The sequence below is a fragment of the Amycolatopsis thermalba genome (assembly GCF_003385215.1).
Taxonomy (GTDB): Bacteria; Actinomycetota; Actinomycetes; order Mycobacteriales; family Pseudonocardiaceae; genus Amycolatopsis_E; species Amycolatopsis_E thermalba.
In genome coordinates, this window is record NZ_PQHW01000106.1 from 1 (window position 1) to 24126 (window position 24126).

General features: G+C 71.7%; 27 protein-coding genes and 1 pseudogene. 21 read left to right on the forward strand and 7 right to left on the reverse strand.

Translation table 11 applies throughout. From position 1 onward, the window contains the following. The 3 genes from D0D15_RS29475 to D0D15_RS29485 form a co-directional block, all read left to right on the forward strand. Window positions 1-571: zinc-binding dehydrogenase (locus tag D0D15_RS29475; protein WP_162830687.1), on the forward strand; the 571-nt coding region annotated here is incomplete at its 5' end. Window positions 572-628: 57 nt separating this feature from the next. Beyond that, on the forward strand, window positions 629-1042 hold the full coding sequence (locus tag D0D15_RS29480) for a DUF5709 domain-containing protein (RefSeq protein WP_198958331.1): 414 nt from the start codon (window positions 629-631) through the stop codon (window positions 1040-1042). Between the two features lie 144 nt (window positions 1043-1186). Further along, window positions 1187-1543, forward strand: coding sequence for a YybH family protein (locus D0D15_RS29485; RefSeq protein WP_143266230.1), 357 nt, complete (start codon window positions 1187-1189; stop codon window positions 1541-1543). Between the two features lie 43 nt (window positions 1544-1586). On the opposite strand, the pseudogene D0D15_RS29490 reads toward D0D15_RS29485, so the two are convergent. Continuing rightward, window positions 1587-2353 (reverse strand): annotated as a pseudogene (locus D0D15_RS29490) (ABC transporter permease). 17 nt (window positions 2354-2370) lie between these two features. Continuing rightward, window positions 2371-3138, reverse strand: a complete 768-nt coding sequence (gene wzt / locus D0D15_RS29495; protein WP_094007629.1) for a galactan export ABC transporter ATP-binding subunit Wzt/RfbE — start codon at window positions 3136-3138, stop codon at window positions 2371-2373. A gap of 102 nt (window positions 3139-3240) precedes the next feature. On the opposite strand from wzt, the gene D0D15_RS29500 reads away from it, so the two are divergent. Further along, the gene (locus D0D15_RS29500) at window positions 3241-3879 is read left to right on the forward strand and encodes a TetR/AcrR family transcriptional regulator (protein ID WP_233157427.1); all 639 of its coding nucleotides are present in this window, start codon (window positions 3241-3243) and stop codon (window positions 3877-3879) included. 48 nt (window positions 3880-3927) lie between these two features. On the opposite strand, the gene D0D15_RS29505 is transcribed toward D0D15_RS29500, so the two are convergent. Further along, complete coding sequence (locus D0D15_RS29505) at window positions 3928-4485, reverse strand: HD domain-containing protein (RefSeq protein WP_094007628.1); 558 nt, start codon at window positions 4483-4485, stop codon at window positions 3928-3930. A gap of 794 nt (window positions 4486-5279) precedes the next feature. Next, window positions 5280-6716, reverse strand: coding sequence for an MFS transporter (locus tag D0D15_RS29510; protein WP_094007627.1), 1437 nt, complete (start codon window positions 6714-6716; stop codon window positions 5280-5282). Window positions 6717-7055: 339 nt separating this feature from the next. On the opposite strand from D0D15_RS29510, the gene D0D15_RS29520 reads away from it, so the two are divergent. Together D0D15_RS29520 and D0D15_RS29525 are read left to right on the forward strand one after the other, a co-directional pair. Next, window positions 7056-8216, forward strand: a complete 1161-nt coding sequence (locus tag D0D15_RS29520; protein ID WP_094007626.1) for an epoxide hydrolase family protein — start codon at window positions 7056-7058, stop codon at window positions 8214-8216. 12 nt (window positions 8217-8228) lie between these two features. Next, the gene (locus D0D15_RS29525) at window positions 8229-8666 is read left to right on the forward strand and encodes an SRPBCC family protein (protein WP_094007625.1); all 438 of its coding nucleotides are present in this window, start codon (window positions 8229-8231) and stop codon (window positions 8664-8666) included. 12 nt (window positions 8667-8678) lie between these two features. On the opposite strand, the gene D0D15_RS29530 is transcribed toward D0D15_RS29525, so the two are convergent. Continuing rightward, window positions 8679-9410, reverse strand: coding sequence for a haloacid dehalogenase type II (locus tag D0D15_RS29530; protein WP_198958329.1), 732 nt, complete (start codon window positions 9408-9410; stop codon window positions 8679-8681). 154 nt (window positions 9411-9564) lie between these two features. Between D0D15_RS29530 and D0D15_RS29535 the strand changes: the two genes are divergently transcribed. Next, complete coding sequence (locus D0D15_RS29535; RefSeq protein WP_143266229.1) at window positions 9565-10434, forward strand: PaaI family thioesterase; 870 nt, start codon at window positions 9565-9567, stop codon at window positions 10432-10434. Window positions 10435-10550: 116 nt separating this feature from the next. Beyond that, window positions 10551-11747, forward strand: coding sequence for a CaiB/BaiF CoA transferase family protein (locus D0D15_RS29540; protein ID WP_094007623.1), 1197 nt, complete (start codon window positions 10551-10553; stop codon window positions 11745-11747). A gap of 6 nt (window positions 11748-11753) precedes the next feature. Here D0D15_RS29540 and D0D15_RS29545 read toward each other — a convergent pair whose 3' ends face one another. Next, window positions 11754-13337, reverse strand: coding sequence for a PucR family transcriptional regulator (locus D0D15_RS29545; protein WP_158224470.1), 1584 nt, complete (start codon window positions 13335-13337; stop codon window positions 11754-11756). A gap of 136 nt (window positions 13338-13473) precedes the next feature. Between D0D15_RS29545 and D0D15_RS29550 the strand changes: the two genes are divergently transcribed. From D0D15_RS29550 to D0D15_RS37330, 9 genes are all read left to right on the forward strand, one after another. Next, window positions 13474-14910, forward strand: coding sequence for an MFS transporter (locus D0D15_RS29550; protein WP_198958328.1), 1437 nt, complete (start codon window positions 13474-13476; stop codon window positions 14908-14910). Between the two features lie 72 nt (window positions 14911-14982). Beyond that, complete coding sequence (locus tag D0D15_RS29555; protein WP_094007620.1) at window positions 14983-15798, forward strand: class I SAM-dependent methyltransferase; 816 nt, start codon at window positions 14983-14985, stop codon at window positions 15796-15798. Between the two features lie 330 nt (window positions 15799-16128). Beyond that, complete coding sequence (locus D0D15_RS29560; protein ID WP_094007619.1) at window positions 16129-16590, forward strand: Asp23/Gls24 family envelope stress response protein; 462 nt, start codon at window positions 16129-16131, stop codon at window positions 16588-16590. Further along, the gene (locus D0D15_RS29565) at window positions 16587-16907 is read left to right on the forward strand and encodes a hypothetical protein (RefSeq protein WP_094007618.1); all 321 of its coding nucleotides are present in this window, start codon (window positions 16587-16589) and stop codon (window positions 16905-16907) included. The genes D0D15_RS29560 and D0D15_RS29565 overlap by 4 nt, the downstream gene beginning before the upstream one ends. After that, window positions 16904-17080, forward strand: coding sequence for a hypothetical protein (locus D0D15_RS36445; RefSeq protein ID WP_094007617.1), 177 nt, complete (start codon window positions 16904-16906; stop codon window positions 17078-17080). Before D0D15_RS29565 ends, D0D15_RS36445 begins: the two co-directional genes overlap by 4 nt. A gap of 2 nt (window positions 17081-17082) precedes the next feature. Continuing rightward, window positions 17083-17484, forward strand: a complete 402-nt coding sequence (locus D0D15_RS29570; protein ID WP_094007616.1) for an Asp23/Gls24 family envelope stress response protein — start codon at window positions 17083-17085, stop codon at window positions 17482-17484. Further along, the gene (locus D0D15_RS29575) at window positions 17481-18017 is read left to right on the forward strand and encodes a DUF6286 domain-containing protein (protein ID WP_094007615.1); all 537 of its coding nucleotides are present in this window, start codon (window positions 17481-17483) and stop codon (window positions 18015-18017) included. Before D0D15_RS29570 ends, D0D15_RS29575 begins: the two co-directional genes overlap by 4 nt. Further along, window positions 18014-18586 (forward strand): alkaline shock response membrane anchor protein AmaP, encoded by a 573-nt coding sequence (locus D0D15_RS29580; RefSeq protein ID WP_094007614.1) that lies wholly within the window; start codon window positions 18014-18016, stop codon window positions 18584-18586. Before D0D15_RS29575 ends, D0D15_RS29580 begins: the two co-directional genes overlap by 4 nt. A gap of 119 nt (window positions 18587-18705) precedes the next feature. Further along, a complete protein-coding gene (locus D0D15_RS37330) occupies window positions 18706-19134 on the forward strand; it encodes a lipopolysaccharide assembly protein LapA domain-containing protein (RefSeq protein ID WP_233157426.1) in 429 nt (142 codons plus the stop codon). Window positions 19135-19140: 6 nt separating this feature from the next. Here D0D15_RS37330 and D0D15_RS29590 read toward each other — a convergent pair whose 3' ends face one another. Continuing rightward, window positions 19141-20097: an acyl-CoA desaturase gene (locus D0D15_RS29590; RefSeq protein ID WP_198958327.1), complete on the reverse strand. Its 957-nt coding sequence runs from the start codon at window positions 20095-20097 to the stop codon at window positions 19141-19143. Between the two features lie 249 nt (window positions 20098-20346). Here D0D15_RS29590 and D0D15_RS29595 point away from each other — a divergent pair, with 249 nt between their 5' ends. From D0D15_RS29595 to D0D15_RS29610, 4 genes are all read left to right on the forward strand, one after another. Further along, window positions 20347-21942, forward strand: coding sequence for a sulfoacetaldehyde acetyltransferase (locus D0D15_RS29595; RefSeq protein ID WP_094007612.1), 1596 nt, complete (start codon window positions 20347-20349; stop codon window positions 21940-21942). Continuing rightward, a complete protein-coding gene (locus D0D15_RS29600) occupies window positions 21939-22949 on the forward strand; it encodes a phosphotransacetylase (RefSeq protein ID WP_094007611.1) in 1011 nt (336 codons plus the stop codon). Before D0D15_RS29595 ends, D0D15_RS29600 begins: the two co-directional genes overlap by 4 nt. 90 nt (window positions 22950-23039) lie before the next feature. After that, the gene (locus tag D0D15_RS29605; protein WP_233157425.1) at window positions 23040-23558 is read left to right on the forward strand and encodes an IclR family transcriptional regulator; all 519 of its coding nucleotides are present in this window, start codon (window positions 23040-23042) and stop codon (window positions 23556-23558) included. A gap of 34 nt (window positions 23559-23592) precedes the next feature. After that, a partial coding sequence (locus tag D0D15_RS29610; protein WP_162830688.1) for an MHS family MFS transporter occupies window positions 23593-24126 on the forward strand: 534 nt, incomplete at its 3' end.

Genomic DNA, 24126 nt, shown 5'->3' on the forward strand with positions numbered 1-24126 from the left:
GCTCACCGCCTACCACGCGGCGGCGAAGGCGTCCCGGCGGCTGCGGCCCGGTGACCGGTGCGTGGTGATCGGTGCGGGCGGGCTCGGGCACATCGGCATCCAGGTGCTCAAGGCGCTGACCGCGGCCGAGCTGATCGTCGTCGACCGCAACCCGGACGCGGTGAAGCTGGCCGTGTCGATCGGCGCCGACCACGGGGTGGTCGCCGAGGGGCGGCAGGTCGAGGAGGTGCTGGACCTGACCGGCGGCGCCGGGGCCGAGGTGGTGCTGGACTTCGTCGGCGAGGGCGGCGCCACCCGCGACGGGGTCGGGATGCTGCGCCGCGCCGGGGACTACCACGTGGTCGGGTACGGCGAGAACATCGACGTGCCCACGATCGACATCATCTCCACCGAGATCAACTTCATCGGCAACCTGGTGGGTTCCTACACCGACCTGTGCGAGCTGATGGTGCTCGCCGCGCAGGGCAGGGTGCGGCTGCACACCACGAAGTACCCGCTGGAGCGGTTCCAGGACGCGCTCGACGACCTCGGCGCGGGCCGCATCCGCGGACGCGCGATCCTCACGCCCTGACGCGCGGCTCCCGTTCGTGCGATGCTGGGGAGGGGCTCGCACGAACGGGAGCGCGCCATGGACCGCGACGAGATCGACTTCGCCGGGCAGCTGGATGCCTTGGACACGCTGGACACCAGGGGCCCGGCCGACCCGCTGGACGAGGGCTACTCGCCGGCGGAACGGCCGTGGGCCGCGCAGGGCTGGGGCACGACGCCACGCGAGGAGGCGACGGGGGAGAGCCTGGACGCCCGCCTGGCGCGCGAGGTGGGCGAGCTCGGCCCGGACGAGGGCGACGGCTTGGGCGACACCCTCGACACCGACGGCGAGCTGCGGGACGACGAGGTCGGCGACGCGAGGACCGGCCGCCTGATCGCCCTGGCCGACGGAGAGACCGAGGTGGACCTCTACGCACGCGACATCGGCGTCGACGGAGCCGCCGCGTCAGCCGAAGAGGCAGCGATGCACACGATCCCCGCGGAGGACCTCTGAGCGGCGGTTCACACGGCGCTTGACGCGGTCCCGGGCGTTTCGGCGGCGACACGCATCCCGGCTTGGAGAGGAGCTGTAGCCGTCCCCCTGTCCGGCGCCGAAACGAGGTTGCCGGTGATCAAGACGACCGGGAAGACTGCGGGGATGAACGCTCGAGCCCATGCCGACGCCTGGCTGGCCGCGTGGAAAGCGCGCGACCTCGATGCCATCATGGCCTGCTACGCCGACGACGTGGACTTCGTCGCCTCCACCGTGACCCGCCGGTGGGGCAGGCCCGACGGCCGGCTGCGCGGCAAGCCCGAACTGCGCAGGCACTTCGAACTCGGCCTGGAGCTCGCCCCCGAGCTGACCTTCACCGAAGAGGCACTGCTGACCAGCCCGGGCGGCTACGCACTGCTCTACCACCGCGAGAACGGCAACCGGGTACTCGACGTGGTCGAGCTGGACCAGCACGGCCACGCGGCCCGGGTACGAGCGTTCTACGAACATCCGCAGCAGTAAACGCAAGCAGGCACCCGCCTGGAACAGCTGCTCCGGTTCGTTCTCACACCCAGTAGGAGACGCGGGACCGGTAGTTGCGCATGGCGACGAGCGCGAGCAGCCAGCCCACGATCGTGATGCCACCCACGGCGACCCAGCTCCACGGGCTGACGGCCTGCCCGATCAGCGGCGCGCGCAGGATCTGGACGAAGTGGTAGATGGGGTTGAGGTGGATGATCGGCTCGGCCCAGCTGACGCCCTCGCGCTGGCCGCTCTTGAGCTGGTCGATCGGCCACACGATCGGGGTCAGGTAGAACAGCAGCTGGATCAGTGAGTTGATCACCTGCGGGATGTCCCGGTAGCGGGTGGAGATGATGCCCAGCAGCAGCGTGACCCAGACGCCGTTGAACGCCAGCAGGAAGAACGCCGGGATCGCGGTGAGCGTGTACCAGCCCAGACCGGGGTGGCAGATCCCCGTACCGTCCTGCCCTCGGCGAGGCAGCTGCTCATGAAGTTCCACACCACCAAACCGGTGGTGATGTAGGGCAGGAACGTGCCGATGTGCATCCCGAACAGCTGCGAGTACAGCAGGCCGAGGCCGAGCGCGATGACGCCCTGGCTGATGGTGATCCAGAACGGCCCGATCACCGACCGGCGGTAGCGCTGCTTGATGTCCTGCCAGCCGAGGTGGCTCCACAGCTCGCGCTGGCGGAGGCCTTCCTTGATGTCGCCGAACGCGCGCCCGAACGTGCGGCTGTCCGACAACGGCGGAAGCGGTGCTGGGTCTGACACGAGGTCGGTGGGATCGTCGATGACGGCGGAGGCTTTCATGGTCTTGCTCAGGCTCCTTACGCGACTCGTTCGGGAAGCACGTGTGGCTCGTGTCCTTTGTAGGCGGAGAGCACCTCGCGCACCGGGCCGCGCATGCGGATCCGGCCTTCGTCCATCCAGATCGCCGTCGTGCACAGTTCCAGCAGGACCTCGTCGGAGTGCGAGGCGAACATCAGCAGGCCCGAGCGGTTGACCAGGTCGACCATGCGCCGCCGGGCCTTGGCGATGAAGGCCGCGTCGACCGCGCCCAGGCCTTCGTCGAGGATCAGGATCTCCGGGTCGATCGTGGTGACCACGCCGAGGGCCAGGCGGACGCGCATGCCGGCGGAGTAGGTCCGCAGTGGCATGTGGAGGTAGTCGCCGAGTTCGGTGAACTCGGCGATGTCGTCGGCGCGTTGCTGCATCTGCCGGCGGGACATGCCGAGGAACAGGCCGCGGATCAGGATGTTCTCGTACCCGGAGACTTCCGGGTCCATGCCGACGCCCAGGTCGAACACGGGCGCGACCATGCCCTCGACCCGGGCGGTGCCGCGGGTGGGCTCGTAGATGCCCGACAGCAGGCGCAGCAGGGTCGATTTGCCCGCTCCGTTGTGCCCGACCAGGGCGACCCGATCGCCCTCGGTCAGGGACAGCGTGATGTCGCGCAACGCCTCGATGACCGGCACTTTCGCTGAGGTGCCGATGGCGCCGCCGACCTTGCCGAGGACCTTCTTCTTCAACGAGCGCGTCTTGGCGTCGAAGACCGGGAAGTCGACGTAGGCGCCGCGCACCTCGACGTTGACCACGTACGGAACTCACTCCTGCCGCTGAACATTATGCGAACGTAAATTACTATTATCGTCTGCCCTGTCGCCAGACCCCCCGTGGCGAGCGGTACCGTCCAGGTCGTGAGCGCTCAGCACGCCGAGCACGGCTTCCGTCCCCCGCAGCAGGCCCGCAGCCGGGAATCGCTGCAGAAGGTGCTGGCCGCCGCGGAGCACGTCCTGAGCACGGGCGGTATCGAGGAGTTCACGGTCGCCGCGGTGGCCGAGCGCGCGGGCCTGTCGGTGGGGGCGATCTACCGCCGGTTCACCGGCAAGGAGCAGCTGCTCAAGGCCGTGCAGGACCATCTGCTCGAACAACTGGAAACCGGCGTCGCCGAAGCGCTCGCCGCGGCGCCCGGTGGACTCCGCGGCGCCATCGGTTCGTTCACCCACGCCATGGCGCACACCTTCTCCGGCTACACGCGTGCCTTCCCGGAGCTCCTCAACGGCCAGCCGGCGGACGGCGCCCAGCGCGGCTTGCAAGCGCTCGACACGATCCAGCGGGCGCTCCTGGAATCCGCTGAGGCCCACCTGGGCGAGGTCGCGCGGCCCGGCCCGCGGGAAGCCCTCCGGTTCGCGGCGCGCAGCATCATCGGCTCGTGCGTCCACCGGGCCGCGACGTTCCCCGCCTGGCAGGACGGCCTGTCCTGGCCGGCCTGGGCAGACGCGACGACCGAGATGGCCATGGCCTATCTGGCGTCCGGGGCCGTGAGCCATCCGTAACGCGTTTCGACCGCGGTGCCCCCTGGCTCGCCACGTCCGATGCAGCGGTCAGCGGTCACGCCAGGCGAGCGGTGAGAGCGAGACGGCGACCTCGGCGACCCGTTGCGCGGTGGTGGTCGACAGGCCTTTCAGGGCGCTGTCGATCCAGCCCTGGACGCGCTGGACGCCGATGTCGCGGTATTCGACGGCTTGGAGGAGCATCTCGAGCTTGTCCGCGTCGCGGGCGCAGCGGGCTTCGATGGTCTCGGCTGTTTCGTACTCGTCGACGGCGTCGCGGACGGAGGTGCGGGCCGCGTCGGGCAGGTGGGCGGTTTGGTCGGCGGTGATCTGCCTGGGGTCGGGTTTGGCGAGGTAGGGCTTGACGGTGTGGGGCAGATCCCCGGTGCGGGTTTCCTGGCTGTCGTGCCACAGGGCGAGGTACGCGGCGCGGGCGGGGTCGGCGCCTTCTTCGGCGGCGAGGAGCCCGGCGAGCTGGGCGACGCGCAGGGAGTGTTCGGCGACGGATTCGGGGTCGCGGACGCCGGCGTGCCACCAGCCCGAGCGCCGGATCCGCTTGAGGACGCCCAGTTCGTAGCCGAAGCCGGCGATGGCGCTGGGGTCGGACACGCAGGGGCTCCTATCGGTCGGCGATGCGGAGGGCGTGGTGCGGGCCGGCGAACTGGTCCCGCTCGGCGCGGGTGAGTTCGTCGGTGGACAAGCCCACTTCGACGGCCTCGGCGAGCGCTGGGGCCAGTCGGTCAGCAGTGACGGCCGTGAGGCTATCAACGTGACCAAGGTGTGCGGATTCAGCGGCAGGTGCGGCGAAGACGGCGCCACACGTCGGGTGAGGTGCTCAAGCAGGTGCACCCCACCTCACGACCGCAGGTCGGCGTGGAGCATGAAGGCGTCGTCGACCTCGCGCAGTTCGCCGATCCAGTAGGCCCAGTAGTTCAGGTTCGCCACGTCCGGGACCGAGCCCATCGGCATCGCGGCGGTGAAGTCCCGTGCGTACCGCGCTGGCAGTGGAGATCTGGGGCGGTTAGTGTCAGCGGGGGTGGCCGCGCGCGCCGAGTTCGGTGATCAGCCGTACCTCGACCGGTGGGCTTCGGCGGAAGCTGCCGCTCAACTTGCTTCGCCATGACGTTCACGCCGCCGACTCGTGAGGTGAGCGCCGACAGGCCGAGGAAGACTTCGCACTGTGATGCGGCGAGGGTGATCATCGACGCACCCTTCGGCACGCGACTCAGCTCCTGCGGGACGAGGGACTCGTCGTCACGGTGCCTCGAAGGGGTCGCGAACGTGATCACGCGAGAGAGGTCTTGCTGCAGTTGCCCTGACGCACGGCCGTCGGGCGGGCCGGCGAGTGCTCACCGGTCCGCCCGACGGGGGGTCGCATTGGTGTGGAGAACAGCAGGCGGGTTTCAGAGGCTGCTCACCTCCCGAGTGTCGGCCGCCGCGGGCGTGTCCTTGCGGGCGGTGCGGATGGTGGCCAGTCCGAGGAATCCGCCGACGATCGCGATGGTGGCGGCGCCGAGGAAGGCGGCGGAGAAGCCGTCGGTGAGGGCGACCGCGTTGCCGAGTTCGCCGGCGCCGAAGGAGAGGCCGACCGCGGTCATCGCCGCCAGGCCGAGGGCCGAGCCGATCTGGTATGAGGTGTTGACGATGCCGGACGCGAGGCCACCTTCCTCCGGCTTCGCGCTCGAGATCGCCATGCCCAGGGACGGGATGAACGCCAGAGCCTGGCCCAGAGCGGCGACCAGCGACGCGGGCAGGACGTCGACCACGAACGACCCCGTCGGCCGGACGAAGGACAGCCACACCAGGCCGGCGGCCAGCGCCCACAGACCGGCGACGATCAGGCTCTTGGTGCCGAACCGGGCGATCAGGCGCGGCGCGACGCCGACCATCAGGATCACGATGAGCAGGGTCATCGGGAGCAGCGCCGCGCCGCTGGCGAAGGCGCCGTAGTCGAGGACCTGCTGCAGGTACAGGTTGAGGAAGTACCACATCGGGATCCACGCGGCGCCGAGCAGGAGTTGCGCCAGGTTCGCGGCGCCGAGGCCAGGTGTGCGGAAGATGCCGAGCCGGACCAGCGGAACCCGCCGGGACCGCTGGATGACCAGGAAGATCGCCAGCAGTGCGATGCCACCGGCCAGGGCGCCGAGCGTGGCCGCCGAACCCCAGCCCTGCTCCGGTGCCCGCACGATCGCGAACACGGCCAGCGCGAGACCGGCGGTGACGGCCGCGGCGCCCGCGACGTCCACGGCTCCGCGCCGGGACGGGGTGGACGGCATGAGGGCGGGCGTGGCCACGATCGCGATCAGCGAGATCGGGACGTAGAGCCAGAAGATCCACGGCCAGGACAGCCACTCGGTGATCACGCCGCCGAGGAAGACACCCGCGGTGCCCCCGGCCGGCGCCGCCGCCCCGTAGAGGGCGAGTGCCTTGGTCAGCTCCTTCGGGCGCCCGCCGAACAGCACCATCAGCAGCGTCAGGGCCGACGGTGCGATCAGCGCGGCTCCGGCGCCCTGGAGCACCCGGCCGGTCAGTTCGACCCCGGCGGTGCCGGCGAGCGCGGCCACCACTGAGCCGCCGAGGGTGATGACCCAGCCCGCGGCGAACATCCGGCGCGCGCCGAGCAGGTCGGACAGCCGGCCGCCGAGCAGCAGCAGCCCGCCGAAGGCGACGACGTAGGCGTTGAACACCCAGGACAGGCCGTCCGGGGAGAAGCCGAGGTCGGCCTGCATCTTCGGCAGCGCGACCCCGATGATCGAGGTGTCCATGATGACCATGAACTGGGCGAGTGCGATGAACCCGAGCGCCCACCAGCGCCGGGAACTCGGTTGCGAGGCGGTCATTGCCTTCTCTCCTATACCTCTAGGGGGTATCTGGTGGAGCGAAGGTATCCCCGGATCCCCGCGTCGCGCAAGTACCCCCGGGGGGTAATAGTGTGATCTGGATCGACCGGGTGGATCCGGCGGCGTCGCCGAGCTCGTTCCCCATGACGCGGACGCCACGGCTCTCGTCGCCGGCGCGGTCGCCCGGTTCTTCGGCCTGGCGGTCGAGCCGCTCCGGCAGGCCCGGCGACGCGGGGAAGTCAGCACGGCTTCCCCGCCCTCGGCCCACCGCAATTTCTGACCGGTACACCGCAATCTCGCGCATGGAACCGCCCTCGGGGTTCGCCGTAGCGTGCGGACATGCCCGCAATCCCCACGGCGCCCGAACCCTTCGCGATCCACGTCGCCGAAGCCGATCTCGCGGACCTGCGTGCGCGGCTGGACCGGGTCCGGCTCCCCGAGCCCGAGACGGACCCGGCCCAGGGAATCGAGCTGCGGCGGCTCACCGCCCTGATCGAGGCGTGGCGGCGGCACGACTGGCGGGCGACCGAGGCCCGGTGGAACGCGATCCCGCACTACCGCGTGCGCCTCGACGGACTGGGCATCGCCTTCTGGCACGTCCGCTCGCCGGAGCCGGCGGCGCTGCCGCTGCTGCTGACCCACGGCTGGCCCGGCTCGGTGCTGGAGTTCGAGGACGTGCTGGGGCCGCTCAGCGATCCGGTCGCGCACGGCGGTTCCGCCCGCGACGCCTTCCACGTGGTCGTGCCCGCGCTGCCGGGGTTCGGGTTCAGCGACCGGCCGGCCGAGCCGGGCTGGCACCCCGGCCGCACCGCACGGGCGTGGGCGGACCTGATGACCGTGCTCGGCTACCCGCGGTTCGTCGCGCACGGCGGCGACTGGGGTGCCTACGTGAGCACCGAACTGGCCCGGCTCGCGCCGGAACGCGTGGCCGGACTGCACCTGACGATGCCGCTGGCCTCGCCCCTGCCGGCGGACCGCGTGAACCCCACCCGGGACGAACAGTACATTGTGGACCGCCGGGACCGGCACCTGGCCGACGGTTACGGCTTCGGGATGCTGATGGGCACGCGCCCGCAGACGATCGGCTACTCCCTGCTCGACTCACCCGCCGGCCTGGCCGCCTGGCTGGGCGAGAAGTTCACCGCCTTCGCCGACACCGCGGGGGTGAGCGTGGCCCAGCAGATCGACACCATCGCGCTGTACTGGCTGACCGGTACCGGCGCCTCCACCGCCCGGTGGTACTGGGAGGCACTGCGGTGGGTGCCGCGCAGCGCGGAGGAGGAGAACGCGCGGCCGGTGACCGTGCCCACGTTCTGCTCGCTCTTCCCGGCCGACCCGTGGCCGACCGCCCGCCGCTGGGCGCACCGGCGCTACCGCGACCTGCGCACCTGGCACGTCCTGGACCGCGGCGGCCACTTCCCCGGGCTGGAACAGCCCGCCCTTCTCGTGTCCGAAATCCGCGACGCGTTCCGCGAGGTACGCGACGGCCGACCAGTGTGAGGAAAACCGGAAATGCAGTCCTACGACGTCACCGCCGAATCCACCGCGCCACCCTCGGCCGTGTGGGCCCTGCTGCTCGACGCGCGCAGCTGGCCGTCGTGGTCCCCGATCGACGCCCTGGAGACCGGCCAGTCGCAGGGGTTGTCCGCGGACGGCCGGGACGGGGTCGGCGCCGTCCGCGCATTCCGCACCGGGAAGGTCGTCACCAAGGAGCGCATCACCGAGCTGGAGCCCGGACGCCGGTTCGCGTACGAGGGCGCCGAGAACCCTCAGTTGAGCGACTACCGGGCCGCGATCGAGCTGCAGGAGCTGCCCGGCGGTGGAACCCGGATCCGGTGGCACGGCACGTTTTCGGCCCGCTTCGGGATGCGCTGGTTCCTCCAGCGGTACCTCCGCCGCTTCATGCAGGACATGGCGACCGGGCTGGCCGAGCACGCCGCCCAGCGCTGAGAGGCAGCGGCGTCAGCCCCGGGTGCGGGCGATGACCTCACGGGCGAGGTGCGCGAAGTCGTCGACGACGAGCGTCGGCGGGTAGTACTCGTTGCCGAACGGGCGCTTGCGGCGGTCGACGAACGCCGTGTGCATGCCCGCGGCCTTCGCGCCGACGCAGTCGAACGCGTGGTTGGCCACGAACAGCACCTCCGACGGGTCGAGGCCGACCGCCTTGGCGCCGGTGGCGTAGGTGGCGAAGTGCGGCTTGAAGGCACCGGCCTCGGCGACCGAAACCACCCGGGTCCACAGGTCCGCGGTGCCGGAGTACTTGACGCCGGACTCGAGCATGTCCGGGTCCCCATTGGACAGGATGACCAGCTTCAGCCCGGCTTCTTTCAGCCGCCTCAACGCCTCGACCACGTCCGGGAACGGATCGAGCCGCTCGATCTCCGCGACGAGCGAGCGCACCTCGTCCATCGTGTGCGGGACACCGGCGCGCGTCAGCGTGTAGTCCACGGCCTGCCTGCCGATCTCCCGGTAGGGGATGTGCTCGCGCCCGAGCAGGCCGTCGATCATCGAGTTCTCGAAGTGCGTCCGGCGCCACCACGTCACGACCCGGTTCGGCGGCTGCGCCGTGTAGTTCTTGGACCGCAGGTACGGCGTGATCGCCTCGGTCAGGCCGCTCTGCATGTCGACGACGGTGCCGTAGAAGTCGAACATCAGCGCCTTGACGCCGGTCAGGGACTCGGTCTGCTCGGTCACTGCGCGTCCTCCCGGTGGGACGAGGTGTGGATGGGACGCGGTGAACGCTAATGACGACGCGTCACCTTGGCATCGGAGGAACGCCCGACACCGGGGGCCGGTGATTGGTGGGTGTCACGTCGCTCCACGCGGACCCGCCCGCGATAGTGGTGCGATGTGCTCCGAACCGGCGCCGCGGAACTGGCTGCTTCCTGCTCTCGCGCTCGCCCGCGCGACGGGTGCTCCCGTACTGGCTTGCGTGGCCGGCCTGCGCCACGTGTCGTCCGAACCGTTCACGCTCGGCTTCGCACCGCCCGCGCCACAACGTCTCGGCCTCGTGGAGGTGGCGATGCTGGCGGACTTCGCGCTCGGCGGCGCGCTTCGCCGCCGGCTCGGCGGGACCCGGCCGCTCCCGACCCTGAGCCTCACGCTCGACCTCACCGGCTCGCCCGGCGCCGGTGCGCGGACGCTCGCCGAAGTGGGTGAGGTCGCGGTGGCGGACGGCGTCGGGACCGCCGCCGGCGTGATCCGGAGCGGGAACCACGTCCTGGGGCACTGCGGCGCGGCCTTCGCGGTTCCGTCCAGCGGATCGCAAGCGGAACTCCCGTGGGACCGGCCGGACCCGCCCGAACACCGCTCCGGCGGCCTGGGCGAGCTCACCGCCGCGGAACGGGCACTGGTCACGACCGCGCGGCGGGCGGCGGAGACCGGCCGGTCGTGGTGTGACCAGGTGATCAGCGAGGCGACGGCCGACGAGCACGGGACCAGCGTGCTGATGCCCACCGAGGTGATGACCAACCGCGCGGGCGCCGTCCAGGGCGGCGTGCTGTTCGCGGCGGCCGCCCGGTGCGGCGCACCCCGCGACGGCACCCGCGCGAGGCTGGTCTCCGGGACGATGCGGTTCCTGGCGGGCACGAGCGCGGCTCAGCCCGTCGTGCTCGAACCGGCCGTCGAGCACACCACCCGCCGGACCGTGTTCACCCAGGTGCGGCTGCTGCAGGACGGCCACGTCCGTGCGGTCGCGGGCCTGGTGCACCGGCGCTGAACGAGTCGCGAATGGACGGTCGCGCCCGGGCGTCGGAGGATCGCGCAACACCGATCCCGCCACGTTGGACGAGCGCACCTGGCTTCGGCCACCGCAGGACGGCGAGACTGCCTGGCATGGACTCGCACACCACCGACACCGACGCCGCCGAGTCCGGCGGCCGACCGCTCACCGGCCTGCGCGTCGTGGCGCTGGAGCACGCGGTGGCCGCACCCTTGTGCAGCCGCCACCTGGCCGATCTCGGGGCCGACGTCGTCAAGGTGGAGAATCCGGCCGGCGGCGACCTCGCTCGCGGCTACGATTCGGTCGTCCGGGGCCAGTCCGCCTACTTCGTGTGGGCCAACCGCGGCAAGCGCAGCGTGGCACTCGACCTGAAGACCGAGGACGGACGTGCGGTCCTCGCCGAGCTCCTCGGCCACGCGGACGTGTTCGTGCACAACCTGGGCCCCGGCGCGGTGGACCGCATGGGCTTCGGCGCGGAGGTCCTGGCACGCCGGTGGCCGCGGCTGATCGCCTGCGCGATCTCCGGTTACGGCGCGACCGGGCCGTATCGCGACCACAAGGCGTTCGACCTGCTCATCCAGGGCGAAGCCGGGCTGCTGTCGGTGACCGGAACCCCGGACCAGCCCGCGAAGGTCGGCATCTCCGTCGCCGACATGTGCGCCGGGGTGTACGCGATGTCGGCGATCCTCGCCGCCCTCCTGGAGCGCGAGCACACCGGCCGCGGACGCACGATCGACATCTCGATGCTCGACTGCCTGGCCGAGTGGATGATGGCCCCGGCCTACCACCAGCTCTACAGTGGACGGCAGCCGTCGCGGGAAGGCGCCCGGCACAACATGATGGTGCCCTACGGCGTGTACCGCGTCGGCGACCACGGGCACGTCAACTTCGCCGTGCAAACCGCCGCGCAGTGGCGGGCCCTGTGCGACCAGGTGCTGAGCCGGCCCGACCTCACCGACCACCCCGACTACCGCACGAACGAGCTGCGCGTCCGGCACCGGGACAGCCTGGAGCGCGAGATCGAGCGCGAGTTCGCGGCGAGCGCGGGGGTCTCCGACATCGCCGCCCGGCTCGTGGCGGCCGGTATCCCCACCGGCGACGTCAACGACCTGGCCGGTCTCCTCGACCACCCGCAACTCCGGGCCCGCGACCGGTGGTTCGACGCCGGCTCGCCGGGCGGGCCGATCCGCGCGCTGCGCCCGCCCTTCGACCTCGGCGACGAGCCCGGGAGCGGCCGCGGCGTGCCGGGTCTCGGCGAGCACACCGACGAGGTGCTGGCCGAGATCCGCCGCGGCGAGCACCGTCGATGACGCCCGCTACCTCCCGGCACCACCGGGGGCGGCAGGCCAGGGCAGGGCACGGAGCTGAACCATGACGGCCAGCCGCTGAGCGGGATCCGACAGGTCCAGCCCGGCGATCCCGGCGAGGCGTTCGAGCCGGTGCCGCACCGTGTTGGGATGCAGCACGAGACGCTCGGACGTCCGGGACACCGATCCGAATTCGTCGAGGAACACCCGCAGGGTCGTGATGTAGTCGGTCTTCTGGAGTTCGTCGTGGTCGCGCAGGGCGCGCAGCTGATCGCAGGGCGCGGTACCGGCAAGCGCTCGCTCGACCGGCAGCAACGCCAGGTCCGGCCACCGGCTCTCGGCGGTCGCGACCGTGGGGGCGGCCGGCCAGCCCGGACGCCGCAGGATGTCCAGCAGATCGTCCACGACTCCACGCGCGGCGGGCACGTCGCCCGGCCCGGCCGCCCACGGGCCGATGGCCGCGTGGGCCGTGATGCCCATCCGCCGGATGTGGCGCAACGCCGGCTCCACGAGCCGGGTCACGCGATCGCCGTCGACGGCCGGGACCAGCGCGTAGTAGACCGATCCGGAGGGCAGTACGCCGACCGCCGGGTCGATGCTGCTCATCTGGAGCGACAGCAGGTGCAGGACCCGTTCCCCGGCGAGGCTGCCGCCCTCGCCCGGCGGGAGGTCCGCGCCGGCGAAACCGATCACCACGAGCCCGGCCTTGCCGCCCAGCCCCAGATCCGCCGCCGGTGGGGCGTCCCCGTACAGCAGCCCGCGGAGCAGCCGCATCCTGGCCGCGCGGTCGGCGTCCTCGACCAGCCGGTGCCGGAGCAGGTGCGGCACGGCAAGGCGCGCGGCGCGGATCAACGCGGCTTCGGCTTCCGCGCCCAGCGGCTGCCGGCCTTCGGCGACGGAGATCTCACCGAGGACTTCGCCTTCGGAGCGAATCGCGATGCGCAGCCGGGTGGACAGGTTTTCGTAACCGTCCACACGCACCACCTCGTCCGGCCGGTGGAAGGTCTCGTACGCGCTCTGGTCGGTGGTGAACCGCTCGATCCACTGGTCCGGCGTGCGCCTGCCGAGGATGGTGTCCCGCCGGACCTCGTCGATCTCGAAGCCCTGGACCGAGTAGGCGACGACCCGGTGGGCGCGGTCGTAGAGCACGACCGAACCGCCGACGGTCACGGCGATCGCGTCCGCGAGACCGTAGATGGTGCTCGGACTGGTGCGGTCCCGGGGCGATTCGGGGCCGGCCGTGGCCGCGGTCAGCACCGAGCGGACCAGCGTGACCAGCCTCGTCCAGCTGGTGCCCGGCTTGGCCCGCAGAAGCGAGATCCCGTGTTCGCGGGCGAGAGCGGCCGGACCGGGCCGGCCCGTCGCGCGGAACACCACCGCCGCCGCGCCGGCTTTCGCCGCGTCGGCGACCACCTCGCCGGCTCGTGGATCACCGGCGTCGACACCGACGGCGAGCACGAGGTGACCCCGGTCCACCGGATCGGACGGATCGAGGATGGCGACGTCACTCACCACGGCCGTGCCGTCTCGCTGGAGCAGCTCGACCTCGAGCTGGCCCGCGCCCAGCACGGCAAGGAGATCACCGAGTGTCACCATCATCTCCTCGTCGCCCGAGCTCCGGCACAGGATAGACGCCCGGTGCCCGCTCGCCGAGGGAGTTTCGCCCCCTCGCACCCGCCCGCTGTTGTCGGAAACTCCAATGCCGGGTGCCGGGTCGCGGCCTTGGAGATTGGGCCAACGTCGCACAGCCCGGATCGGGCGTCTCCCCGAAGCGGACCCGGCCGCGTGGTGCCTACAGTTGCCGGACCCGCCGCGGTGCCATTACTGGTTCGATGAGGAGAAGCAAATGGCCCTCAACGATGAGGAAACCAAGCCTCGCCTGTCCGCGAACACCGGCCCCTGGTACCGCGACGTCACCGCGGCGAATTGGCGCTCGTTGTTCGCGGCGTTTCTCGGCTGGGGTTTCGACGGCTACGAAACCTACGCGCTGACCGTGGTGCTGACGCCGATGCTGAGCCAGCTCCTCGACCCGGCCCAGCGCGCGAATCTGCCGCTGTGGGGCGGAATCGCGGTCGGCGTCACGCTGCTGGGGTGGGCGATCGGCGGCGTGATCGGCGGGGTGATCGCCGACCGGATCGGGCGCAAGCGCGTCATGCTCTTCTCGATCGCGGCGTATTCGGCGTTCGCGGGCCTGACGGCGCTTTCCCAGAACCTCGAAATGCTGCTCGTCCTCCGTTTCCTGACCGGTCTTTCCCTCGGCAGCGAGTGGGGCACCGGAACGGCGCTCATCGCCGAAACGTGGCCGACCCGGGCCCGCTCGAAGGCCGCCGGGACCATGCAGGCCGGTTTCGGGTTCGGCGCGCTGCTCGCCTCCGCGGTGTGGCTCGTCCTGAGCGAGTTCGGTCCCGGCATGTGGCGGGTCGTCTTCGTCCTGGGCGTCCTGCCGGCCCTGTTCACGCTGTACGTGCGCCGGAACGTGCCCGAGTCGGCGGTCTGGCAGCGATCCGCCGGCCGCGACGCCGCGAAGCGCGGCCGTTCCACTCTCGCCCAGGTGTTCCACGATCGGGTGAGCCGACGCCGGGTGCTGCTCACGCTCGTGCTGTCGTTGTTCTCGATCGGCGCGTACTACACCGTGTCGACCTCCTTGCCGCTCTTCGTCAGGCAGCTCGCCGGCGGTGCGGGGCAGGCGGGCGTCGACCACCTGACCAGCCTGGCCGGAATCACCTACACCGTCGGATCGATCGCCGGGTACATCGCAGGCGGCTTCCTCGCCGACGCAATCGGCCGGCGCCGGTACATCGCGGTGTACCTGGCGGGTTCCGTGGTGACCACCGCGGTTCTCTACCTCACCGCGGATTCGGCCACCACGGTCGTCTGGATGGCCGCCGTGAACGGGTTCTTCACCCTGGGGATGTTCGCGGCCTTCGCGATCTACCTGCCCGAACTGTTCCGCTCCCGGGTGCGCGCGACGGCGATCAGTTTCGTGTTCAACTCCACCCGCCTGATCGCGGCCGCCGGCCCCATCGTGTTCGGCAACCTCGTGCTCGCCTTCGGCGGCGTGACGAAAGCGGCCGTCATCCTCGGTTCGTTGTACATCGTCGGATTGGTCGTGCTGCCCTTCCTGCCGGAGACACGTGCCGTCTCGTTGCGAGAGACGCCGGGCTGAGGCCTCAGCCGGGAAATCGGTTGCCCCCGGTCGCTACCGTGGAGCGACGAAACTTTCGGGGGAAGGAATCGAATGCCGGATCTGCGCACCGCCTACGGGAAGAACCGCGAGCTCTGGGACGAACGCGTGGCGGTGCACCGCCGCGACGCGTCGGGCTTCTACCAGGTCGAGGCTTTCCTCGCCGGCAAGGACGTGCTGTTCCCGATCGAGGCCGCCGAGATCGGGGACGTGCGCGGGCTGCGGATCGCGCACCTGCAGTGCCACTTCGGGATGGATTCCATCTGCCTGGCCAGGCGTGGCGCCCGCGTCACCGGGATCGACTTCTCCGCGCCCGCCATCGCGGAGGCCCGCGAGCTCGCGCGGCGGACCGGCACCGACGTCCGGTTCGTCGAAGGGGACGTCTACGCCGCGCGGGAACTCCTCGACGGTGACTTCGACCTCGTCTACACGACCTGGGGCACGATCGTCTGGCTGCACGACGTGGCGGCCTGGGCGCGGGTGGTCGCCGCGCTGCTCAAACCCGGCGGATCCCTCTACTTCGCCGACGGCCACCCCATGATGCTGTGCCTGGAACTGGCCGACGGGCGGCTGACGGTGCGCGACGACTGGCGCACGCCCCCCGAGCGGCCGATCGTCGAGCCCGCGGGCACGACCTACACCGGGGACCAGGCCGCCGCGCTGGCGAGCCACGAGTGGATCCACCCGCTGGCCGACATGCTCAACGCGTTCGCCGCCGCCGGGCTCCGCCTCGACTGGGTCCACGAACACACCCGCCTGACCTGGCCGTACTTCCCCGGAATGGAGCGGGACGACGACGGCATGTACCGGCTGCCCGAGCAGTACCCGAAGGTGCCGTTGTCGCTGTCGCTGAGGGCGACCAAGCAGTAGCAGGCGCGGACCGGCCGGCGTTCAGCCGATCCGTCCACAGCGGACACCAATGCGGCCGGCCGCCGCGGCGGCGGCACCGGCGGTAGGTCACCCGTTCGATACCGCCGTGGCGGACCGGCGACACCGTCAGTAGTGCCCCGACGAACAGCCTGCTCAACGGCCCCGCGCTGCGGAAAATGGGGAACGAACGACGTTTGTTTCCCGAAACCGCGGGCTACCCCTGGAACGAAGTACGCGAGTGCGTGCTGGGGACCCAGCTCCTGAGGCGGGGAGCCGCACCGGCATCCGCCGCGCCGGGCCCGTCGTCCCGCAGACTCGAAGGAGCGCACCATGACAACACCGCCGGTACAGAACGCATCGGTGAACTCGCCGTCGGGCGGGAACACGGGCTCGCCGAGCCAGCTCGTCACCGAACAAGGGTCGACCTCCATCGCCGACGCGGTCGTGCAGAAGATCGCGGGTCTGGCGGCCAGCGAGATCGCCGGCGTGCACGCCCTGGGCGGGGGCGCGGCGCGGGCGTTCGGTGCGCTCCGGGAGCGCATTCCCGGCGCGTCGGCCAGCGCCGGGCAAGGTGTGTCGGTGGAGGTGGGGGAGCGGCAGACCGCCGTGGACCTCGAGCTGGTCGTGGAGTACGGCGTCTCGATCGTGGACCTGGCGCGCTCCGTCCGCCGCAACGTCATCACGGCGATCGAGCGGATGACCGGCCTGGAGGTCGTCGAGGTCAACATCGCCGTCAACGACGTGCACCTGCCCGACGAAGAGGCCGAGCCCGAGCAGACCAGGTTGCAGTGACCGCCGATTTCGCGGCCGATCGGATCGCCGCCGCGGTGCGGTCGCTGCCGGTGATCGCGGATCTGGACAGCGGCCACGGCGAGATCGCGACGTACCTGCCCGGCCGCCGGGTCGCCGGCGTCCGCATCCGGCCGGACGAGATCACCATCGGGGTGGTCAGCCGGTATCCGGCGACCGTCGCCGAAATCGACGCCGCGGTGCGCGCCGCGGTCGGAGCCGTCGACCGTCCGGTGCGGGTGGCGGTCATGGACATCGTGTTGCCGGCGGCCGCGCCCGCGGCACCCGCGCGAGTCGCAGTGAAGGAAGACCAGTCATGAATTTCACGGTTCTCGGCCTGCTGTCCGGCCTCGTGCTGGGTCTCGCGGGCGCGTTCGGCGGTTTCACCGCTTTCCTGGTCGTGCTCGTCCTCGGCGCGCTCGGTCTGCTGGCCGGCCGGGTGGCGGACGGCAAGCTCGATCTGTCCCAGCTCACCGGCCGCGATCGTCGCTGACCATGGCGGCGCCGGATTCGCCGCCGGTCGTCGACCGCGGCGAGCAGGAGATGAGCGAGCGCGGCCGGACCGTCATCGCGGAGCGCGCGATCCAGCGCCTGGCCGCGTGCGCGGCGACCGAGGTCGGCCCGGTCGGCGGCTCGGCCCGCCGCCTCTTCGGCGTCACCGTCGGTGCCGAGGAGGCCGACCGCGCCGCGGGCGTCCGGGCCCGGGTCGACGGGGCGACCGTGGACCTGGAGGTCCGGCTGTCGATCACCTACCCGGTGCCGGTCGCCGCGACCTGTGAACAGGTGCGGGCTCACCTGATCGAGCGAGTCGGCGAGCTGACCGGCCTGGCGGTGACGCGGATCGACATCACGGTGACCGCTCTGCACGGCCGCGCCACCACCGCGAGGGTCCGATGATCCGCCGTCCCCGCCGCAGCGTTCCCGCGACTCTGACCGCCTTGGTGCTCCTCGCGGCATCCGTCCTGGTCGCGACGTGTGCGATTCAGATGCTGACCGGGCATCAGCCCTTCCTCAGCTACGACGCGGTGGCCGGCACCCTGAACCGGACGCGGTGGGACAGCGTGGGCGCCGCGATCGCCGGGGGCGTCCTCGCGGCGTTCGGGCTGGTGCTGCTGCTGGCCGCGGTCCTGCCCGGGGCGGCGACGGTCGTGCCGCTCGAGGACGACGGCAGCGGTCTCGACTCGGGCGCGTCCCGCCGGGGTTTGCGGACCACCCTGCGTGCGGCGGTCGAAGCGGTCGACGGTGTGCGCGGTGCCAAGCTCGCCGTGCGCCGCCGCGTCGTCACCGCCAAGGTGCGGACCGACCGGGCGAGCGGCGAGGGACTGGCCGACGCCGTGCGTGCCGCACTCGAACGACGGATCGAGGACATCTCCCCGGCAACGCGCCCCGCCCTGCGCGTCCGGGTGCTCAGCACGAGGAGCCAGGAATGAGCGCCCCCAACCCGCCCGGGCGGCTCAACCGTGGCCTGCTCGCACTGCTCGGGATGCTGCTGGCGGCCGCCGGCGGGCTCATCCTCGCCACCCATTTCGGGTGGCGGGCCGTGGTCGATCCGGTAAGCACCGTCGTCCCGGGCACCGGGAGGCCGCCCACCTGGGCGCTCTACGTCATCACCGCGGTCGCCGTCGTCGTCGGGCTCCTGTGCCTGCGCTGGCTCGCCGCGCAACTGGTCCGCAAGCCCCGCAGCCGCGTCTGGCGCCTGGAGAACGACCCCGCCCGCGGGCGCACCGAGCTGGCCACCACCACCGCGGTCGAACCCTTCACCGAGGAGATCGAAACCTACCCCGACGTGGCCGCCGCCGACGCCGTCCTGACCGGCACACCGCAGGACGCGTCCCTCACGGTCGTCATCCACGCCGAGCAGCGGGCATCCCCCACCGAAATCCGGCAGCGGCTGAGCACCGAGACGTTGCCCCGGCTGCGTCAGGCCCTCGACCTGCAAGAACTACCCACGGCCGTCGAATTCCGCTTCACCGGCACGACGACGACAACGGTCCGCTGAACCCCCGCGGATCGGGGGCACGCCAGACGCCGCTGTGCGCGTAGACTGAACACATCCGGCCACGACGACACCACATCCGGTAGTGCCAGCCCGCACCGGGACCACAGACGAGGCACGTCATGTCGAACCTCTTGGACCGCGCTCGGCGCGCCCGCGCCCGCTACGGCACCGACACACCGCTTCCTCAGCCGGAGAACCAGCACGACGCGGCGCCGCCGGCCCCGGTCGTCGCCGGCCCGGCGGCACCGCAGGCCACCACCGGTGAACCCGCGCCGGCCTCCCGCGCCCGGAAGACCCGCGTGGCGCGGACCAGGATCAGCGGCACCTGGGTCGCGGTGATCATCGCCGTACTCGTCCTGGTGGTCCTGCTGATCTTCATCCTGCAGAACCCCACCCGCACCGAGCTGACGTTCCTCGGCGCCGGCGGGACCCTGCCCATCGGTGTGGCCATGCTTCTCGCCGCCGTCGCCGGGGCTCTGCTGATCGCCCTGATCGGCTCCGCGCGCATCCTCCAGCTCCGGCACACCGCACGCCGGCGCCGCCCGTGACCGGGCTCAGCGGCGCGGTGAGGCTTCGTAGCCGGGGTTGAGTTTGCGGGCCAGGCGATCTGCGCGCGGCCAGCGGACGTCGGTGACCCAGCCGAGTTTCTCGAACACCCAGATCAGGCGGGCGGACATGTCCAGCTGGCCGCGGCGCACGCCGTGGCGGGCGCCGGTGGGGTCGGCGTGGTGGGAGTTGTGCCAGGACTCGCCCATGGAGGCGATCGCCAGCGGCCAGAAGTTCGCGGACTTGTCCCGCGCGGCGAAGGGCCGGTCGCCGATCATGTGGCACAGCGAGTTGACCGACCAGGTCACGTGGTGCAGGAGGGCCACCCGCACGAGGCCGGCCCAGAAGAACGCGGTGACGGCGCCCCACCAGGACAGCGTGATCAGCCCGCCGAGCAGCGCCGGGGCGAGCAGGGTCACGACCGTCAGCGCCGGGAACCAGCGGTTGATCCGGATGATGTCGCGATCGGCCAGCAGGTCCGGGGCGAAGCGGCGGGCATTGGTCTGTTCCCGCTGGAACAGCCACCCCATGTGGGCGTGCCAGAAGCCCTTGACCAGCGCGGCGGGCGTGGTGCCGAAACGCCACGGCGAGTGGGGATCGCCGTCGCGGTCGGCGTAGGCGTGGTGCCGCCGGTGGTCGGCCACCCAGCCGATCACCGGGCCCTGCATGGCCATGCTGCCCGCGATGGCGAGCGCGATCCGCAGGCCGCGGTTGGCCTTGAAGGCGCCGTGCGTGAAGTACCGGTGGAACCCGATCGTCACACCGAGGCCGGTGAGGAAGTAGAAGCCGACGGCCAGGCCGACGTCGGTCCAGCCCAGGCCCCAGCCCCAGGCGAAGGGCACCGCCGCGAGCAGCGCCACGAGCGGCACGATCGCGAACAGCTTGACCAGGAAGTTCTGGGCGCGGGTCTGCTCCCCGGCGAGCATCGGCTCGGCGGTGCGCCGGGACTCTACGGTTGAGGTCATCGATCGCGTCCTTGGCTGACAAAGCGGTTCGGTCATCCCTGGGGTTGCCGCGCAGGACGGCCGGAAAACAGTCTCCCTGATATCTCGGAAAACAGTACATATTGTCTCGGACTCGAAGACAACCCGTTGACTTGGCCGCGTCGCGCCCCTTACAGTGCGATCTCAGCCAGATTCCGGAATCTCACGTTCCACATTGTGTGACGCGCAGGGGAGTGGGTTGTGAGCGAGCGAGCAACGGGGCCGCGGAAGATGACCCCTGCGGAGGCCTTCGTCGAGACGTTGGCGGCCCACGGCGTGACCGAGATCTTCGGCAGCACGGGCTCGGCGTTCACCGATGCGAGGGAGATCTTCGCGCCGGCCGGCATCCGGCTGATCCCGGTCGTGCACGAGCTGGGCGCCGCGCACATGGCCGACGGCTACGCCCGCGCCGGTGGGCGCCCCGGCGTGGTCATCGGCCAGAACGGCATCAGCACCTGCGTCACGGCGATCGCGGCCGCGTTCTGGGCGCACAGCCCGGTGGTCGTGATCACCCCGGAGGCCGGGACGATGTTCCCGGAGTTCACCAAGTACCGGGCCCACGTGAACCACCCGAACCGCATGGCGGAGCTGACCGCGCGGGCATTCGACCGCGCCAGGTCCGAGATGGGGCCGCAGCTCAGCATCCCACGCGACCACTTCTCCGGCGAGATCGAGACCGAGATCCCGCGGCCGCGACGGCCCGGCCGCGGCCCGGGTGACACCCGCGGCCTCGACGAGGCGGCCGGCCTGCTCGCCCGGGCGGACTTCCCGGTGATCGTCGCGGGCGGCGGTGTCGTGTTCTCCGGCGGCATCGCGGAATGCCGCGAACTCGCCGAGCGGCTCGGCGCGCCGGTGGTGAACAGCTACCAGCACGACGACTCGTTCCCGGCGAGCCACCCGCAGTGGTGCGGCCCGCTCGGCTACCAGGGCTCGACGGCCGCCATGCGGCTCATCGCCGAGGCGGACGTCGTCCTCGCGCTCGGCACCCGGCTCGGCCCGTTCGGCACGCTGCCGCAGCACGGGATGGACTACTGGCCCGGGAACGCGAAGATCATCCAGGTCGACGCCGACCACACGATGCTGGGCCTGGTCAAGAAGATCGACGTCGGCATCCGCGGTGACGCCAGGGAGGCGGCGGCCGCGCTGACGCAGCGGCTGCGCCCGCGGACGCTCGCCTGCGACGCGACCCGAGGCCGGCGTGCCGGCCGGATCCGCGAGGAAAAGGCGATGTGGGAACGGCAGCTCAGCGCCTGGACCCCGGAGAAGCAGGAGCACAACCGGCTGCATCCCCGCCAGGTCCTCCGCGAGCTGGCGAAGGCGATGCCCGGGCGCGCGATGGTGTCCACCGGCATCGGCACCATCAACTCCGTCGCGCACAGCTACCTGCGCTTCGAGGAGCCGCGCAGCTTCTTCCCGCCGATGAGCTTCGGCAACTGCGGGCACGCGCTGCCGAGGATCATCGGGGCCAAGGTCGCGCGTCCCGAGCGGCCCGCGATCGCCTACGCCGGGGACGGCGCGTGGGGGAGCAGCATGGCCGAGGTCGCGACCGCGGTGCGCCACGGCATCCCGGTCACCGTCGTGGTGTTCCACCGCCGGCCGCGGGGCGCCGGGACCGCGCGGGCGATGGGCGCCGACGGCATCGTGGTCGATGCGCTCGACGAGGTCGGTCCCGCGCTGCGCACGGCGGTCGACGCGCAGATGACCTCCGGCCGCACCACGGTCCTCGAGGTCCTGTGCTCGCCCGAGCCGGGTGACCCGTTCCGCCGCGACGCGCGGCGCAAACCGGTGCGCCCGGCACGCCGTCCTCACGAAAGTGGTGCCGCGTGACCTTTCCCCTGCACGACCGATGGCGCGAGGTGCTGGCCGGCACCCGGCCCACGGTGGCGCTGGCCGACGGCGACGACCCCCGCGTCGTCCAGGCGGCGGCGCTGCTGCACGACGAAGACGGCGTCGCGCCCCGGCTCGTCGGCGATCCGGCGTCGATCCGCCGGGCCTGCCACCACACCGGAGTCCGGCTCCCGGGTGAGTCCATCGTGGACACCCGGGATCTCGCCGCCGACGCGGCGGTCCGCGGTCTCATCACGACCCGTCTGGCGAAGAAGCCCGGCCGGATCCCGGACGCGCTGGCCGACCCCGTCAGCACCGCCGTCGCGGGCGTCGCCACCGGAGCGTTCGACGCGTGTGTCGCGGGCGCGAACCGGCCGACCGCCGACGTGCTGCGGGCGTGCCTGCGCTACGTCGGGCTCGTCCCGGACAGCGCGACGTTGAGCAGCTGCTTCCTGCTCGTCCTGCCCGACGGGCGGTGCCTGACCTTCGCCGACTGCGCCGTGGTGCCCGACCCGTCGGCCGGGGAACTGGCCGAGATCGCGCTGGCCTCGGCGCGCACCCACCGGGCGCTGACGGGGGAGGAGCCGGTGATCGCGATGCTGTCGTTCTCCACGCTCGGCAGCGCCACGCACGAACGCGTCGAGCGCGTCCGCCGCGCCACCGCCCTGCTGCGCGAGCGCGACCCGGGCTGTCAGGTGGACGGCGAGCTGCAGTTCGACACCGCGGTCGAGTCGAGTGTCGGGCTGCGCAAGGCACCCGGCTCCCAGGTCGCGGGCCGGGCCAACGTGCTCGTCTTCCCGAACCTCGACGCCGGCAACATCGGCTACAAGATCGCCGAACGGCTCGGCCGCGCCCGCGCGTTCGGCCCGATCCTGCAAGGACTCGCCGCGCCGGTGAACGACCTGTCCCGCGGCTGCAGCGCGGCCGACGTCCGGGCGACCGCGCTGCTCACCGCAGTCCAGGCGACGCGAAGCAGAACCGCGCTGACCGGCGGTGACACGTCCTAGCTGGTGACGGCGGTTTCCCGAGCGGTCGGTGCCCGCCCGCTGGACTGGTAACCTGACCCGGTCAGGAGATCGCCACGACGACGGAAGCCCGTGAACCACACAGGAGCCCAGCCGCCAGCCGGAACGCAGGCCATCCGGCGCGCGCTGGCGGTGCTGCGGCTGCTCCGGGACGAGGGCGGGGAGCTGTCCCTGTCCGTCATCGCCCGGCGTCTCGACCTCACGCCGGGCACCACGCACCGCGTCGTCGGCGCGCTCAGCGTGGACGGCCTGGTCACGCACAACCCGCACACCGACTGCTACCACCTGGGCCCGGGGGCGATCCTGCTCGGCCAGGCCGCGCAGCGCGTCCACGGCCTGGAGCGGGCGCTGCCGGTGATCCGGCAGGTCAACGAGGAGACCGAGGAGTCGGTCAACATCGCGATCCGCGACGGCCGCGAGTCCGTGGTGCTGCTGCGGGCCCAGTCCAGTCCACCCTCCCGTTGCGGTTCGAACAGCACCCCGGGGCCCGGTTCCCCTTGTACACCACCGCTTCCGGCAAGGCGATCCTCGCGCACTCGCTCGACGTCGAGGCGTACCTGGCGAGCCTGCCCGAGCAGCTGCCCGCGCTGACCACCCACACGCGTTCCTCGCCTGGGGCTGGCGCATCGCCTTCCTGCTGTCGGCGGTGCTCGTCGTCGTCGGCCTCCTCATCCGCGTGAAGATCGTGGAGACGCCCGCGTTCCGGAAGATGGCCGAGCAGGAGGGCGAATCGACCGTCCCGGCGCGCGAACTGGTCCGCGACCGGATCTCGCGGCGGCACCTGCTGCTCGGCATGGGCAGCAGGCTGACCGAAGGCGTGGCGTTCAACGCCTGGGCCGTGTTCGTGATCTCCTACGGCAGCGGGACCCTGGACCTGGATCGGCAGCCCTTGCTGCAGGCGGTGATGATCGCCGCGGTCGTGATGGTCGTGTTCATCCCGATCTTCGGCAGGGTGTCCGACCGCATCGGCACGAACGGTGTGCTCGCCTACCTCGCGGTGACCACCGCGATCAGCGTGGCGTGCACGCTGGCCATCCGCCGGCGCGACATGTTCACCGACGACGTCAGCGCCCCGGCACGCGCGGTGGGCGTCCGCCCGGTAAACCCTGACCGGCGGGGGACGGGCGGTGGGTGCGCACCACACCCACCGCCCGTCCCC

Coding starts and splice junctions, on each gene's coding strand:
- D0D15_RS29520 (WP_094007626.1), top strand. CDS start 7,056: ATGCCCGCAATCCCCACGGCGCCCGAACCCTTCGCGATCCACGTCGCC.
- D0D15_RS37330 (WP_233157426.1), top strand. CDS start 18,706: ATGTCGAACCTCTTGGACCGCGCTCGGCGCGCCCGCGCCCGCTACGGC.
- D0D15_RS29540 (WP_094007623.1), top strand. CDS start 10,551: ATGGACTCGCACACCACCGACACCGACGCCGCCGAGTCCGGCGGCCGA.
- D0D15_RS29590 (WP_198958327.1), bottom strand. CDS start 20,097: ATGACCTCAACCGTAGAGTCCCGGCGCACCGCCGAGCCGATGCTCGCC.
- D0D15_RS29555 (WP_094007620.1), top strand. CDS start 14,983: ATGCCGGATCTGCGCACCGCCTACGGGAAGAACCGCGAGCTCTGGGAC.
- D0D15_RS36445 (WP_094007617.1), top strand. CDS start 16,904: ATGAATTTCACGGTTCTCGGCCTGCTGTCCGGCCTCGTGCTGGGTCTC.
- D0D15_RS29480 (WP_198958331.1), top strand. CDS start 629: ATGGACCGCGACGAGATCGACTTCGCCGGGCAGCTGGATGCCTTGGAC.
- D0D15_RS29570 (WP_094007616.1), top strand. CDS start 17,083: ATGGCGGCGCCGGATTCGCCGCCGGTCGTCGACCGCGGCGAGCAGGAG.
- D0D15_RS29535 (WP_143266229.1), top strand. CDS start 9,565: ATGTGCTCCGAACCGGCGCCGCGGAACTGGCTGCTTCCTGCTCTCGCG.
- D0D15_RS29560 (WP_094007619.1), top strand. CDS start 16,129: ATGACAACACCGCCGGTACAGAACGCATCGGTGAACTCGCCGTCGGGC.
- D0D15_RS29525 (WP_094007625.1), top strand. CDS start 8,229: ATGCAGTCCTACGACGTCACCGCCGAATCCACCGCGCCACCCTCGGCC.
- D0D15_RS29595 (WP_094007612.1), top strand. CDS start 20,347: ATGACCCCTGCGGAGGCCTTCGTCGAGACGTTGGCGGCCCACGGCGTG.
- D0D15_RS29485 (WP_143266230.1), top strand. CDS start 1,187: ATGAACGCTCGAGCCCATGCCGACGCCTGGCTGGCCGCGTGGAAAGCG.
- D0D15_RS29580 (WP_094007614.1), top strand. CDS start 18,014: ATGAGCGCCCCCAACCCGCCCGGGCGGCTCAACCGTGGCCTGCTCGCA.
- D0D15_RS29510 (WP_094007627.1), bottom strand. CDS start 6,716: ATGACCGCCTCGCAACCGAGTTCCCGGCGCTGGTGGGCGCTCGGGTTC.
- D0D15_RS29575 (WP_094007615.1), top strand. CDS start 17,481: ATGATCCGCCGTCCCCGCCGCAGCGTTCCCGCGACTCTGACCGCCTTG.